Genomic DNA, 13,413 nt, shown 5'->3' with positions numbered 1-13,413 from the left:
GCCCTAAATGTTCTTGCAGATCGTGTACTGGGTCGCCCCGTCGTCCACGTAGCTGGTGTCTGTAGGGGCGGTGGCGGGCAGAGGCGAGGTTGTGGTGCCGCGCAGGGAACCCGTATTGGGCTTGCCGTCGTCCAGTTGACTGTCCACGGCGTTGGCGATCTTGCCGGGTAGGTTGGAGGTGCACACCACCAGCCCGCTCAACCCTAGGGCGCCGTTTTGCACCCCGGTTACCCCCCCGACGGCGTTCTGGGGCGGGTTGGCGCTGCCCGCCCCGGTGCTCGGACCCGCCACCAGCCCGGCGAGCCGCAGGTGCTGCCAGAAAAGATTGGACTCTTCCCCGGCTGGCGGGGGATTGGCCGACGGCGTGGCATTGAAATTTCCGCTTACTTGATTATTTCCGTCTCCGGAAGTCGTACCGCTCCAGCGACCGCTGGCATTGGGATCATCCCCCGGAATGGCCCGGTACCGATCCTGGTAGGCATAGTAGGCCACCGAGACGCTGTTCAGGTCGTTCACCACGTTGCGAATCCTCGCCTGGGTGATCATCTCCTGCCCCTTCAGGATCCCTCCCAGGAGCAGCCCGATGATGACCAGCACGATGGCGATCTCGATCAGGGTAAAGCCACGCTCACGTTTCATTTCCGTCTCCGGACACGGCATTGCCCCGGCCGCTGCAAGAACGATGCCACCGGATTCCACCGGGGCTGGTGGGCTTTTTGCTGGCCTCTGCGGGCGTGAATTGGGCTTTTCCAGGGCTTGGGGGATGGATTTCCCGGATGACCGGGTTTCCGGCTGTCGCCGGCCCGACGCCGGTCTGTCGGAAATCCGACGCGACCGACGGGATTCCGACGCTTTCCCGCCAGGGAAGCGCCCAAGCCGCTGGTTATAATGGGTCCGCCACCCCTTGAGAGAGGGCATGTTTGATTCTCCGCCGGACGCTTCCTCCGCGACCCCCGGGCCGGCCATGACGGCGGCCCTTTCCCGTCCTGCCTGGGTCAGGCGCCTGCTCCAGCGGCGCGAAAAACTGCTGGCGGTCATGTTGCTGCTGCTCCACGGGGCGGTGCTCTCCGACCTGCAGGGCCCGTGGGCCCGGGCGCTGCTTCTTACTCATCTGGGCCTGTTTCTCCTGTGGCAGCCCCTGTGGGGCTACGAGCGGCGGCTCGGCACGCCGGCGCTCGTCTTCGTCGGCGCGGCTTCCGCCCTGGTGCTCTTCTGGCTCAACTGGTGGCTGGTAGCCGCCTGGTTCGCGTTCCTCGTCAGCCTGATCGGCGCGCGGGGGTTTGCTGGGCCGTCGCGCGCTTCCCGCCTCTTCGGCCTGGCGGTGCTGGCCTACCTCATGCTGACCCTGCTGCTCTGGGTGGTGCCGAAGCTCTTCATCGCCGGGGCGACCCCTTTCTTCGCCGACGAGCTCGTGCGCTACGCCGCGCCGGTCGGCCTCCTCCTGCTGCTCGCGCTTCCCGTGGGCCGGCCGCCGGAGGCCGGGCGCGAGCCGGTGGATTTCTTGTACGGGCTGCTCCTGTTCCTGGTGGTGATCCTGGTGGTGCTGGGAAGCTTCGCCTTCATGACTCTGAGCCAGGTCGCCTACGTGGAGGCGCTGATCCGCACCCTCCTGGTGGTGGGTTTCCTGTTGAGCCTGCTGGGTCTCCTGTGGAATCCGGCCCACGGCTTGAGCCTGCTGCAGCCGGTTCTGTTCCGCTACCTGCTCAACGTGGGCACGCCTTTCGAGCAGTGGCTCGCCCAGATCGCCGAAGCGGCGGAGCGGGAAACCGACCCAGCGGGGTTCCTGCACACCGCCGCCGAGCGGCTCGCGACGCTTCCCTGGGTGGCGAGCGTAGCCTGGGATTCGCCGGACGGGCAGGGCCGGGTGGGCGAGGAAGCCTCCTCGGTGTGGACCTTCAGCGCCGGGCCGCTCACGCTCCAGGTCTCTTCCCGCTTCACCGTGGGGCCGGCCCTGGTCCTGCACCTGAAGCTGCTCACCGAGATCGTCGCTCGCTTCTACGAGGGAAAGCGCCGGGAGCAGGCCCTCGCCCAGATGGCCCGCATGCAGGCCATCCACGAGACCGGCGCCCGACTTACTCACGACATCAAAAACCTGCTCCAATCCCTCTACGCCCTGGCCTCGGCCTCCCAGCAGGCGGGCGACGCCGAAGGCTTCCAGCGGCTCATGCGGCGCCAGCTCCCCGATCTGGCCCGGCGGCTGGAGCTCACTTTGAGCAAGCTCAAGGACCCCCTCGCCCAGCGCGACGCGGAGGACCCGCCGGTTGCAGCGCGCGCCTGGTGGGAAGCCCTCGAGTCCCGCTACGAGCCCCGCGGGGTGCGCTTCCGGGCGAGCCTCGCCGCAGACGCCCGGATTCCCGGAGCCCTCTTCGACAGCGTTGCGGAGAACCTGCTGGAAAACGCCTTGAAGAAACGCCAACGCTCGCCGGGGCTGGAAATCGACGTGGAGCTCGCCACGGCGAACGGCGGGGCGGTGCTGCGGGTCACCGACACGGGGGAGCCGGTGCCGGCCCGGGTGGCGGGCGCGCTGTTCGAGAAGCCCGTGGCCTCGGAAACCGGGCTGGGGGTCGGCCTCTACCAGGTTTCCCGGGAGGCCGCGCGCCGGGGCTACGCCCTGCGCCTCAAGGAGAACCAGCCGGGCCGGGTGTGCTTCGAGCTGGCGCCGCGGGGAAACGCTTGACGGAACGAGGCCCCGAGTCCTCGCGGGTCAGGGCAGCTTGCCGGCTTGGACCATGCGGTTTTTGAGAATGGACGGGGAGATCCAGACGACCTGGTCGTCGTAAGGGTCGTCAGGATATTTGCCCGGCGAGCGGCTCACGAAGGTCGCATCGTTGTCTGTGTTTTCCTGTTCGTCGCTGTCCCCACTCAAAGGAAGGCGAGTGCCGTTGGGCAGGTAGGCGCCGTAGCCGTTTTTTCCGTGGGAGGCGATGAGAGCGGGAACGTTCGTCGCCACGTTTTTTCCCGAGGGTCCGCTGCCATCCTTGACAGTGATGTTGCCCTCTGAGCACAAGGCAAAAGAGGCGTTGGCGGCCACCTCCGTACAATCCGCCGTGGCGGAGGCGGCGGGATTGACCTGATCGGCCCAATCCTGGCGGACGCGGTAGGTGAAGCGTCGCCCCCAGGCATCCGTCTCAGGAAGTGCCAACGTGGCCCACGGCACGACGCCGTCGGTCGTGATGTTGCACTGGCCCGTCGTTGAGTTGTAGCTTTCTTCGCCACTTCCCGAGCTGCCGCTCGGAGTCGCCCCGTCCGCCGGACACGGCAGCCGTCCGTTCGCCAGGGAGAAGCCGATTAAAGCCTCTTTGATTTCATCTAACTTACGCTGAGTGTCCTTGATCGATTGCTGTTCGAGCTGGGCGCTGATGGGCGCCAGAAGGCCGCCCAAGAGCAATCCTAGAATGAGGAGAACCACCGCCAGCTCCACCAGAGTAAAACCTGCGGCATGCCGAATCGTGATGCCGTTTACTCCAGGTTTAGGGTTGGCCCCTTTGTTTACGATTCTCATGGGCACTGGACGACATTCCCGTTCTCGAGGCAGACGCTGACGAAGGGATTCTGAATCGTAATGGTTGCGCTGGATCGGTCAGGGGCCACCGTGTAAACCGTAATGCTCGGGTCGAACCACCCGTTGTCTTTGAGAACTTCTTTTATGGTGGGGTTGAAAGGTAACTCCTCGTATGGTACCGAGCCGGTCTTCTCGCCGGGGATCTGGTAACCCGTCCCGTTACTCGCCCAGGGATAATGCTTAGGGCTCTGCTGCTCGTAATAGCCTTGTACGCCGCTGGCAGGCGTTGCAGTGCCGCGGATTTCTCCGGCGATTCGTTTGTTGGCCGCCACGAACAGCTCGTCGTGGCCGATGGCCAGCAGCCTGTCGTTGAAGGAAGCGCTGGGGTGGGCCGCAACGAAGATGGCATCACCGTCGGCGTTGTCCTCCACCGCATTCACGACATCCAGGTAATTCTTCGAATTGCATTTGGGCGTACTGGATGCTGGGCTAGCGGTGCAAATACCAGCGTCGTCACAATCGGTGCCAACGATACATCCGCGAGTCTGGATTGTGCTGGCATCCTCCCGTTGCAACGGCGTGCCAGGAGCGAATACAACCGCCACGACATCTGATTGGGGACTGGTCCCGACGATAGAGAGGTCTCCAGGGCTATAGGAATTGATGACAATTGAATCATCATCCCTAAAATTTCTGGATAAAGAATACCAAAGGCGCTCTCCAGACCCATCTCTCAAGTCAGGCAAGCGTAATGTGCGCCAAGGCAGGCGCCCAATGTAACTTGGGCATTCATTGCCTGAAAGTATTTCCGCCGAGCCGTCGTCATCCAGGTCAGGGCAGGGCAGGCTGCCCGGCCGATTGTTATCGACCAGAGCGCGGCCGATCAACGCCTCCTTCGCCTGCGCCAGCGCCTGTTGAGTAATGCGGTCCCGCTCGGTGGCGATCGAGCCGGCGTTGAGCGATTGCACCAGCAGGTAAGCGGCGCCCGTGATGAGCACGAGAAGCATGAGGAGCAGCACCTGGCCGCGCTGGCGACCGGACGTGACGGGAGCGCCCCGCATGCCGCGGGCATGGCCGAGCGTTGTGGCGGTCACCGGGCGGCCTCCGGGGACGCGCCGGCGCCGGGCGGGGACGTTTCTCTCCCGCGCTCCCTGCCCTCGCCGGGGGCGAGCCATACCGTCTCCCCCACCTTCACCTGCACCTTGCCCTCGGGCGTGGTCACCACCACGGTCGCCGCGTCCAGGGGCCGGGCGGCGAGGCCGTCCTCCGCCGCGGGCGCCGAAGCCGGCCGGGGAACCCCGTTCACCCACACGACCGCTTTCCCGTCCGAGCGCTGCACCAGCCCGTTGACGGTGACGCCGGAGAGCGACGGCGCGGCCTCGGCCGAGGGCCTCACCCGCTGCCGTTCCAGTTGCTCCCGCTCCTCCGGGGTGAAGAACAGCCGTCCCAGAGGATCGGCGGCCCAGGCGGCGGCGGCAAGCCCGCCCAGGACGAGAAAGAGCGCCGGTTGTAGGAAGCGAGTCATGGCTGGGGGCGGTCCTTCAAGGAAATCCAGGTGAGCTGGCAGTCGGCTTCCAGTTGGGGACCGAAACGCGAGGGGGCTGCGGCCGCCGCACGCCTGACCTGGCAGCCCCGCAGGAGGAACAGGCCCTTGGCTTCCTCGCGCAATGCTTCGAAAAAGCGGGCGAGTTCTCCCTCGTGCAAAAGGGAGAGTTGCAGCCTCATGTCCGAGGCCAGCAGGTCGATCGGGCCGCCCGGCAACGGAATGTCCGGCTGATAGGGGCGCTGGGGCGAGATGGCGTAGCGGGCGCCGAAGAGGCGCTGCCGCCCGCGCAGCCGGTCGATGGCTTCGATCCAGTCGAGCCGCTGCTCTTCGCCGATCACTCCCCGAGCGACGAGGCGCTGGTATTCCTCGTAATACTCGTCCAGGTTTTTGCGCTCCTCCTGGACCCGGGCGAGCTGGGCGTGGGCCTGGGCCACCTGGGATTGCAGGGCGGCGTGGGTTCGCTGCATCCGGGCCTTGAACTCATGGGCGGCGCCGATGGCCACGAGGGCGAGGGCGAGGACCGCGGCGGCGAAGAACACGGTGCCGCGCAGAAGAGGCCAGTCCTGGCGCGTGAGTCTCATGTCGCCGCCCGCACGATCTTGAGGGCGAAAGCGGCGCGCTGCTCGGCCTCGGGCGCGTCCGATTGCCCCGCGAGGCTCGCCTGGGGGCGGAGATCGAGGGGCAGTTCGAGCCGCTCCACGCTGAATCCCCGCCGGGTGAGCTCGGCGGCGAGGGCTTCCACTTGTTCCAGCGCCTCCCGGTAGTTGTGCCGGAACGGGTGCACTTCCCCTTGCAGCAGCACAACCCGGTAGAGGGTGGGGCCGGGACTGGCCGGCTGAGGAGAAGCAGCCCGAGGCCTCCCGGGCGCGCTTTTCTCGATGCTCTCTGGATGGGTCGTGATTTGCCAGGAAAGCTGGGTGAGGCGCAGCCCGGGGAAGGCTTCGAGGACCTGGCCGATGCCGGAGAGCGCTTCCGCCGGCGAAGGGGAGGATTGGGCCAGGGCCCGGGTCGCCAGCACCACCCGGCGCATTTCCGAGGCCGACCGGGGAGTGGGCGGAAAGGTCGCGCGGATGGCCTGGTGCTGGCGCTCCAGGCTTTGCAGCTCCCTCGTCAATTGCTCGGCGCGGCGGGAGAAATTCATCCCTTGCCACACGTCCAGACCCGCCCAGAGCAGGAGCCCCAGCCCGGTGGCCAGCACCGCCGCCCGGGCGAGCCGGCGCGCTTCCCCCAGGGTGTGATAATGGGTGTGCTGGGCGGGGGCGTACTGGTTGGGGGGACGGCTCTTCACCAGCGCGTGCAGCAGCAGGCCGGTGGCGTCCGAATCGGGCAGGGAGTCGCGGTAACCCAGCCGCGCGGCGAGTTCCCCGATGTCCAGGTACGCGTAGCGCACCCGGGGCGAGTCCTGGAGCCGCGCCGCCAGCGCTTCCCGGTCCTCCCGCGAGCACACGATGGCGACCTGCATCGGCCGCTCGGAGGGCAGAAGGCTCAAGCTCTGCAGGTACTGGACGGTGCGGGCGGCCTCGTGGATCACCGTGGCGGTGAACTGGGCGCCGACCGCCGGTTGCAGGCCTGCGTCGGCGTGAGGGCCCGTGGCCAGGGGACTCAAGCGGGAGAAGCTCACGTGACCGTTCTTGAAATAGGTCTGGCGTACGCCGGCGTCCCGCTCCCAGGTGATGAGCAGCAGGTCGTGGCCGGAAATCAGCCGGGCGATGTGCCGGCTCAGGAGGGGCACCGAGTACAGGCCCCGCAGGGGGATCTCGTAATGGACCAGGAGCTCGACCCAAAGCGCGATCCACCCCGGATTGGTCAGGGCGGAAAACAACACCCGGTCATCGCGCCGGCCCTCCCGCATCCGCTCCCGGATCTCGGCGTGGCGGAAGGGCGTGGAGCGGTAGAACTGCTCCAGCTTGCGCGCGAGCAGCGTCGAGCGCTCCGGGCCGATCAGGTGGGGGACGGTTTCGAAGCGAAAATCCTCTTCCACCAGGTCGGCGAGCATCCACGCCGTGCGGCGGCGCTGGGCCACTTCGGCCGCGTAGGCGGCAAACGCCCGCCGGCCCGCTTCGTCGGCGGTGAAGGCCCCCTCCAGGGAAACATGGCCCCCATGCCAGCGGTAGGCGGTGAGGCGCTCAGCGGTGAGGAACAGCAGGGCGGGCTCGGCCATCAGAACCGGGTCCTGCTGATGACGTCGTACACGGGCATGAGCACCGAGAACATGACCCAGCCCAAGAGCGCTCCCAGCACCAGGGTGAGGAGGGGGCCGATCATGGTCTGGATCCGTTTCACCGATTCGCGCACGTCCCGGTCGTAGAAGTAGGTGACGTTGAGCAGCGCCTTGTCCAAAGCGCCAGTCGCCTCGCCCACCCGCAGCATGCGCAGTACCAGGGGCGGAAAGAGGCCCACCTCGGCGAAGCTCTGGGTCAGGTTCTTGCCTTCTTCGATGCGCCGGCCGACCTGCTCCAGGCTCGCCGCCACCACCCGGTTGCCGGCGATGTCCCGGGCGGCGGCGATGCACTCCAGGATCGAGATGCCCGAGGCATACATCATGGCGAAGGTGTTGGCGAAGCGGGCCAGGATGATCTTGTGCAGGATCGGCCCCACGACCCAGAGCCTGAGCTTCAAGCGGTCGATGCGGCTCTCCAGACCGGGCATGAAGCGCCCGCCCAGCCAGATCCCGGCGGCCGCCCCCGCCAGCAGTCCGGCGATGAGGTACCAATAGCCCACGACGGCGTTCGATAACGCGATCAGGAGCCTGGTCTGGGGCGGGATTGCCTGGCCGATGTTTTGCATGAAGCCGGCAAGCTGGGGCACCAGGTACATCATCAGAAACAGGAACACGGCGAGCACCACCGCCAAGACCATGGCCGGGTAGAGCATGACCTGCCTGGTCTGGGCGGCCAGCTCGTCCTGCCACTTGAGGCTTTCGGTGATATGGCCGAACACCTCGGAGAGCCGGCCGCTCTGCTCGCCCGCGCGCACCAGGCTCACGTGGACCGGCTCGAACACCCGGGGATACGGGGCCATGGCCTGGGACAGGCGCTGTCCTCCCTCCACGCCCTCGATCATGTTGGCGATGATCTGGCGAAACGCCGGGTCGTTCATCGTGTCGCGCAGGTCGGCCAGGCTCTCCAGCAGAGGCACACCGGCCCGGGTGAGGCTCTCCAGGTTGAAGAAGAAGGTGATGAGCTCCTGGCGCCGCACCCGGCGCCCGAGGGCGAGCTGGTTCGCCCGGGCCGGCCGTGCGGAGATGAGGTCGAGCCCCCCGCGCTTGAGCCGCAGCTCCAGATCCACCGGGTTGGCGGCGTCCTGCATGCCGCGGACGCGTTTGCCGACGGGATCGACGGCGACGTACTGGTAGAGGGCCATGGCGGTTTTAACGCGGGTTTTACGCGAGCCGGTTGGTGAGGTCGATCACCCGCAGCACCTCGTCTAGAGAGGTCACGCCCTCCAGCACCCGCTGGATCGCATCCTCGGCCAAGGGGCGGAATCCCTTGGTGAGAGCCATGGTGCGGATCTCCCGGGCCGTGGCCCGGCGCGCCACCAGCTCGTCCAGATCCTCGTCCATCTTGAGCAGCTCCATCACCGCGATGCGGCCGCTGTAGCCCTGGTGGTCGCACAGCTCGCAGCCCGCTGCCCGGTAGATGGTGGGCGGCGCCTCGTCGCGCTCGAAACCGAGCAGGCGCCGCTCCAGCTCGCCCGGCCGGTGGGGTTTCTTGCAGTGATGGCACAGCACCCGCACCAGCCGCTGGGCGATGACTCCGATGATGTTGCCCGCCATGATGTCGGGCAGTATGCCGATGTCCAGCAGGCGCGGCACGACGCCGATGGCGGAGTTGGTGTGCAGGGTGGAGTACACCTGGTGGCCGGTCATGGCGGCGCGGAAGGCCATCTCCGCAGTGGGATGGTCGCGGATCTCGCCCACCAGGATCACGTCCGGGTCCTGGCGCAGCATGGAGCGAATGCCGCTGGCGAAGTCGAGCTTGGCCGTCTCGTTGACCGAGGTCTGGCGAATGAGGGGCATGGGGTATTCCACCGGATCCTCCAGGGTCATGATGTTGACCCCGTCGGTGTTGATGTGGTTGAGGATGGAATAGAGGGTCGTGGTCTTGCCGCTGCCGGTGGGGCCGGTCACCAAGATGATGCCCTCGGGGCGGGCGATCATGATCTTCAAGGTGGCCAGGGCCTGTTCGTGCAGGCCCAGCATGTCCAGCGGCACGATGCCCTTCTGCCGGTCCAGCACCCGCAACACCATGTTCTCGCCGTAGGTGGTAGGGTGGGAGGCGACGCGGAAATCGATCAACCGGCCCGACAGCCTCAGGGAAATATGGCCGTCCTGGGGCGCCCGCGTCTCGGCGATGTTCATGCCGCTCATCACCTTGAGCCGCACCACCATGGCCGGCCAGTAGGACTTGTGCAGGCTTCTCACCTGGCGCAACACCCCGTCGATGCGGTAGCGGATGCGAAGGAAACTGTGCTCCGGCTCGAAGTGGATGTCGGAGGCGCCCCGCTGCACGGCGTCCGAGAGCAGGGCGTCGATCAGGCGCACCACCGGCTGGCTGAACTCGTTGACTCCGACGAGCGGGGTCTGGTAGTCCATCTCGCCGGGCTCGATCTCGTGCAGGATGCCGTCGATGGAGAGCTCGAAGCCGTAGTACTGGTCGATCGCCCGCAGGATGTCGGATTCGGCGGCGAGAAGCTGCTGGATGCGGTAGTCCTCCTTGACCAGGGCACGCACCTGGTCCAGGGCGATGATGTTGTCCGGGTCGGCGATGGCGATGGTGAGCTGGCGCCGGTTGTGGTCCACGGCGATGGGCAGGATCGCGTAGCGCCGGGCCACCTCTTTGGGGATCAGCTTGATCGCCTGGGCGTCGACGATCACCTTGGCGAGGTCGACGCTCTCCTGCCCCAGGCTCTCCGACAGCACGTCCCGGATGGTGGCTTCCGAGAGGAAGCCGAGGGCCACCATCAGCCGCCCCAGGGGCAGGTGGTTCTTGTTTTGTTCCTGGAGGGCGATGCGAAGCTGGTCTTCGCTGATGACGCCCTTCTCCACCAGAAGCTGGCCGAGGGGGCGTTGGCTCAGGGTTTGTTCCAGGGCGGACATGCCAGAAAAGTTCGCAAAAACCGTGCCTTTTGCGAGGGTGGGAAGCCCGCCGCCCCGTCCGGATCCCGGGCGGGGGCGAGGTCTATTCTTTCGACTTCCCGAGTTCTCGGAGCCGCGCCTCCACCCGAGAGGGATCGAAGGCGGCCACGCTGCTCCCGACCAGAGCCAGGGCGCGTTGGTAGTATTGTCCCGCCAGCGCCGCCTCGTTCAAGTGGTCCAGGCTGACGGCCAGGTTATAGGCGTAATCGGCGTTACCGGGTTCCAGCTTAAACGCCTGGAAATAGGCCTGCTGGGCTTCGCTCCAACGGGACTGGGCAGCGTAGAGGTTGCCCAGGGCGAAATGAAGGGCGGCGGCCTCAGGCTGTCCCGCCAGCAGGATCTTCAGCCGACTTTCCAGGGCGGCGGGATCCAGGGCCGGCCCGTCCAGCGCCGCGAGCCCTGCCGTGGCCAGGGGATCCCGGGGGTCCAGGGCGAGCGCCTGGCGGTAATAGCGCCGGGCCGCGTCGGGATCGCCCCGCTTCACGGCGATGGCCGCGAGTCCCAGAAGGGCGTCCCGGTTGCGCCGTTCCCTGACCAGGAGCGACCGATAGTGCCCTTCCGCGGCGCTCAAGTCTCCCGCCTGGAGGGCCTGGTACGCTTGGGCGAGGGCCGGGTCCACTTCGGACGGGGCGGAGGCGCGCTCGATGCGGATGCGGGGATCGGCGGCGGCCGGCTCGCTTTCCACCCCAGGCCCGGCGGCCCGGGCCGGCGGAGGCTTAAGCGCCGCCTGGCCTTCGGCTTTGCCCGGTGGGGGCGGGTTGGAAGAAGGCTTACTCGGCGCGTCCCTAGGCTCGGGCGGCGGCGCTAGACGCGGAGCGGCGGATTCGGGGCCGGCCGGGCTCCTTTCCGGCACCGGGTTCCGGTCGGTGGGGGCGGTCGCGGGCGTCTGCGCGACGGGCGCTTGGGAGGGAGGAACCGCTGCGGGGGCTATCCGGGCGGGCGGCGGGTCGCTCGCCGGTGCGGCGGCGAGGAGGGGCGGCCGGGACATCTCCCGCCAGATGTATAGCCCTCCCCCCAGGGCGGAGGCCAGGGCGATGGCGGCGAACCCCAGCAGCCAGGCTTTGGAGGCGCCCGGAAGGGCCTTGGCTTCGAACAACCGCTCGGCGCCGGCCCGCTCGGCCGCTCCCGCGCCGGGCAGGACGGCTCCGCCGGCGCCGGGGAGCGGTCCCGTCCGTGGGGGCGGTTCCTCCAGGCTAAGCTCCAGCCGGGGAGCGGGCGAGGCCGGGGAAGGGGACTTCCCCCCGCCCGGGTCCCCGGCGCCGGCGGTCCCCGCGCCCCCTTGCGGGGCGGACGCAGGGCCGTCATTTTTCCGCTTTTCCAGTTCGGCCCGCTTGAGGGCGTCCAGGAGCAGGCTCATGGCTCAATCAGGGGCAGCCGCGCCCGCCCCGAACCGAAGAAATTGTCGAAGCGCGGCGAGTCCAGGAAGTTGTCCCCGGGCAGCAGGGGCCGCAAATGGGCGTAGTCCCCGTCCAGGCTGGCGTTGCGGATCACGGTGGGCCGCAGGAACACCACCAGCTCGGTCTTGGTCCGGGTGTCGTTGCGGGCGGTGAAGATCTCCCCCAGCAAGGGAATCTGGGCCAGGCCGGGCACCGTGTCGTCCTTGTTCTCGATGCCGTCCTGCATGAGCCCGCCCATGACCGCCACGTCGCCGCTGGCGACCCGGATCACCGACTCCATCTCCCGGGTCTGGATCTCCGGGATCCGGTTGGGAATCAGGAGGCTCGGATTGGGATCGTTGACGAACCCGGTGATGCGGGAGACCGTGGGGCGCACGTTGAGGGTGACCGTGTCGGCTGCCGAGATCTGGGGGGTGACGCTCATCACGAAGCCCACCGACACCGTGTTGGGCGTGGTGGTGAAGGTGGTGACGGTGCCCACGTTGGCGGTGGTGACCGTATCCGCCTTCACGGTGAAATAGACCCGGTTCTCCACCACCTTGAGCAGCGCCGTCTGGTTGTTGATGACCGACAGCTTGGGGCTGGAGAGCACCTTCACCGTGCCGAAGGACTCCAGCAGCTTCAGGGTGGCCGAGAAGTCGTCGCTGCCCGAATAGGTGCCGGTGAAGAGGGTCGAGCCGATCGCACTCGGCAGGGTGGAGAGAGTCTGCTGCTGGAGCGTCCATTGGCCCCCCGCCTTGACGAAGGCGCGCCAGTCGATGCCCTGCTGGTAGTTGTCCGACAGGTTCACTTCCACCACCGTGGCCTCGATCAGCACCTGCCGCCGGGCGCTTGCCATTACCTGGTCCAGGAACTCCTGGATCTTCTCGTGCTGGCGGGCGGTGGCGCGGATGGAAAGGACCCCGGTCTCCGGGTTGGCGATGACGGAGGCCGCCTCGCGGAACGTGGCGCGGCGGATCACCGTGGTGCCTTCGCTCTGCACCGCGGCGGGGTTGGGGCTGGAATAAATCCCCGGCTCCCGGCTGCCGCGGGTGGTGGGGGGCGGTGCCCCGGTGCCGGTGGTGGACTGGACGCTGCCCTGTTCCACCGCGGTTTCGTAGGAGCCTTCCGGCAGTAGCTTGTCGGTCTCCCGCAGCAGGTCCTTCACGTTCTGCACCAGGGTCTCCCAGAAGCGGTTCTTGGCCGTGTTGTTGAGGGAGGTGTTGGAGATGTTGCCTTGGCCCAGTCCGCCCACGGGGCCCGTGCCGGTCGTGCCGGTGGCGGCCGCGCCCCCCTGGATCTGGGTGGCGATGGCCACGGTGGCGGTGGCGTCCCGGGCCATGTTCACGTAATCGACCTTGTAGTTGCGCAGGAAAGGGGTGTCGGGCATGACCACCAGGGTGGAGTCCTGCACCTCGTAGCGCATGTCCACCTGCTTGGCGATCCGCTCCAGGATCTGGGGCAGGGTCTGCTGGATGGCGTTCAGGGTGACCGTGCCCTGGATGCTAGGATGCACGTCGATATTGAGCCGCGCGTCCCGGGCCAGGGCGAAGAGCAGCTCCTGCACCGGGACGTTCACTACGGAGACGCTGAAGGTCTCCGGCTTCGGGGACGGTCTGGGCGCCGGCACCGGGGGAGCCTGGGTGACCGGCGGGGGCAGGGTGCCGGTTCTGGGGGGGACCGTGGCGGCGGTGACGTGGGCCGTCGGGGAGGGTTTGCTGGGCTGGGTACCGCAGCCCGCCATGACCAGGACAAGGCCTACGGCCAGGAGCCCCGCCGCCGGGAACCGGCTCGCCCTAGGCGCGAGCCCGAAGCAACACTGCCCGCAACGCCTCACCCCCTTTTCTCCCTG

General features: G+C 67.5%; 11 protein-coding genes. 1 reads left to right on the top strand and 10 read right to left on the bottom strand.

The genetic code is table 11. From position 1 onward, the window contains the following. Positions 1–3 precede the first annotated feature (3 nt). Complete coding sequence (locus ACUVYZ_RS06005) at positions 4–639, bottom strand: prepilin-type N-terminal cleavage/methylation domain-containing protein (protein WP_439933262.1); 636 nt, start codon at positions 637–639, stop codon at positions 4–6. 277 nt (positions 640–916) lie between these two features. Here ACUVYZ_RS06005 and ACUVYZ_RS06000 point away from each other — a divergent pair, with 277 nt between their 5' ends. Then, positions 917–2,677 carry a sensor histidine kinase gene (locus tag ACUVYZ_RS06000; RefSeq protein ID WP_439933263.1) on the top strand — a complete coding sequence of 587 codons (1,761 nt, stop codon included), beginning with the start codon at positions 917–919 and terminating at the stop codon, positions 2,675–2,677. Between the two features lie 27 nt (positions 2,678–2,704). On the opposite strand, the gene ACUVYZ_RS05995 is transcribed toward ACUVYZ_RS06000, so the two are convergent. The 9 genes from ACUVYZ_RS05995 to mshL all read right to left on the bottom strand — a co-directional run bounded on the left by ACUVYZ_RS05995 (position 2,705) and on the right by mshL (position 13,398). Beyond that, positions 2,705–3,502 carry a prepilin-type N-terminal cleavage/methylation domain-containing protein gene (locus ACUVYZ_RS05995; RefSeq protein ID WP_439933264.1) on the bottom strand — a complete coding sequence of 266 codons (798 nt, stop codon included), beginning with the start codon at positions 3,500–3,502 and terminating at the stop codon, positions 2,705–2,707. Further along, complete coding sequence (locus ACUVYZ_RS05990) at positions 3,499–4,596, bottom strand: hypothetical protein (RefSeq protein WP_439933265.1); 1,098 nt, start codon at positions 4,594–4,596, stop codon at positions 3,499–3,501. Before ACUVYZ_RS05990 ends, ACUVYZ_RS05995 begins: the two co-directional genes overlap by 4 nt. Then, positions 4,593–5,027, bottom strand: a complete 435-nt coding sequence (locus tag ACUVYZ_RS05985; RefSeq protein WP_439933266.1) for a hypothetical protein — start codon at positions 5,025–5,027, stop codon at positions 4,593–4,595. Before ACUVYZ_RS05985 ends, ACUVYZ_RS05990 begins: the two co-directional genes overlap by 4 nt. Beyond that, positions 5,024–5,629, bottom strand: a complete 606-nt coding sequence (locus ACUVYZ_RS05980) for a hypothetical protein (protein ID WP_439933267.1) — start codon at positions 5,627–5,629, stop codon at positions 5,024–5,026. Before ACUVYZ_RS05980 ends, ACUVYZ_RS05985 begins: the two co-directional genes overlap by 4 nt. Beyond that, on the bottom strand, positions 5,626–7,209 hold the full coding sequence (locus ACUVYZ_RS05975; protein ID WP_439933268.1) for a hypothetical protein: 1,584 nt from the start codon (positions 7,207–7,209) through the stop codon (positions 5,626–5,628). The genes ACUVYZ_RS05980 and ACUVYZ_RS05975 overlap by 4 nt, the downstream gene beginning before the upstream one ends. Next, on the bottom strand, positions 7,209–8,411 hold the full coding sequence (locus tag ACUVYZ_RS05970) for a type II secretion system F family protein (protein WP_439933269.1): 1,203 nt from the start codon (positions 8,409–8,411) through the stop codon (positions 7,209–7,211). The genes ACUVYZ_RS05975 and ACUVYZ_RS05970 overlap by 1 nt, the downstream gene beginning before the upstream one ends. A 19-nt stretch (positions 8,412–8,430) precedes the next feature. Continuing rightward, positions 8,431–10,146, bottom strand: a complete 1,716-nt coding sequence (locus tag ACUVYZ_RS05965) for a GspE/PulE family protein (RefSeq protein WP_439933270.1) — start codon at positions 10,144–10,146, stop codon at positions 8,431–8,433. Between the two features lie 82 nt (positions 10,147–10,228). Then, the gene (locus tag ACUVYZ_RS05960; protein WP_439933271.1) at positions 10,229–11,542 is read right to left on the bottom strand and encodes a tetratricopeptide repeat protein; all 1,314 of its coding nucleotides are present in this window, start codon (positions 11,540–11,542) and stop codon (positions 10,229–10,231) included. Continuing rightward, positions 11,539–13,398, bottom strand: coding sequence for a pilus (MSHA type) biogenesis protein MshL (mshL, locus tag ACUVYZ_RS05955; RefSeq protein WP_439933272.1), 1,860 nt, complete (start codon positions 13,396–13,398; stop codon positions 11,539–11,541). Before mshL ends, ACUVYZ_RS05960 begins: the two co-directional genes overlap by 4 nt. Positions 13,399–13,413: the final 15 nt, after the last annotated feature.

Source organism: Pelomicrobium sp. P1 (assembly GCF_052805615.1).
This window is presented reverse-complemented; position numbering and strand designations above follow the sequence as displayed.

Excerpts from the sequence above, each read along its gene's own strand:
- ACUVYZ_RS05985 (WP_439933266.1), bottom strand. The coding sequence starts at position 5,027 with ATGACTCGCTTCCTACAACCGGCGCTCTTTCTCGTCCTGGGCGGGCTT.
- ACUVYZ_RS05960 (WP_439933271.1), bottom strand. The coding sequence starts at position 11,542 with ATGAGCCTGCTCCTGGACGCCCTCAAGCGGGCCGAACTGGAAAAGCGG.
- ACUVYZ_RS05975 (WP_439933268.1), bottom strand. The coding sequence starts at position 7,209 with ATGGCCGAGCCCGCCCTGCTGTTCCTCACCGCTGAGCGCCTCACCGCC.
- ACUVYZ_RS05970 (WP_439933269.1), bottom strand. The coding sequence starts at position 8,411 with ATGGCCCTCTACCAGTACGTCGCCGTCGATCCCGTCGGCAAACGCGTC.
- ACUVYZ_RS06005 (WP_439933262.1), bottom strand. The coding sequence starts at position 639 with ATGAAACGTGAGCGTGGCTTTACCCTGATCGAGATCGCCATCGTGCTG.
- ACUVYZ_RS05995 (WP_439933264.1), bottom strand. The coding sequence starts at position 3,502 with ATGAGAATCGTAAACAAAGGGGCCAACCCTAAACCTGGAGTAAACGGC.
- ACUVYZ_RS05965 (WP_439933270.1), bottom strand. The coding sequence starts at position 10,146 with ATGTCCGCCCTGGAACAAACCCTGAGCCAACGCCCCCTCGGCCAGCTT.
- ACUVYZ_RS06000 (WP_439933263.1), top strand. The coding sequence starts at position 917 with ATGTTTGATTCTCCGCCGGACGCTTCCTCCGCGACCCCCGGGCCGGCC.
- ACUVYZ_RS05980 (WP_439933267.1), bottom strand. The coding sequence starts at position 5,629 with ATGAGACTCACGCGCCAGGACTGGCCTCTTCTGCGCGGCACCGTGTTC.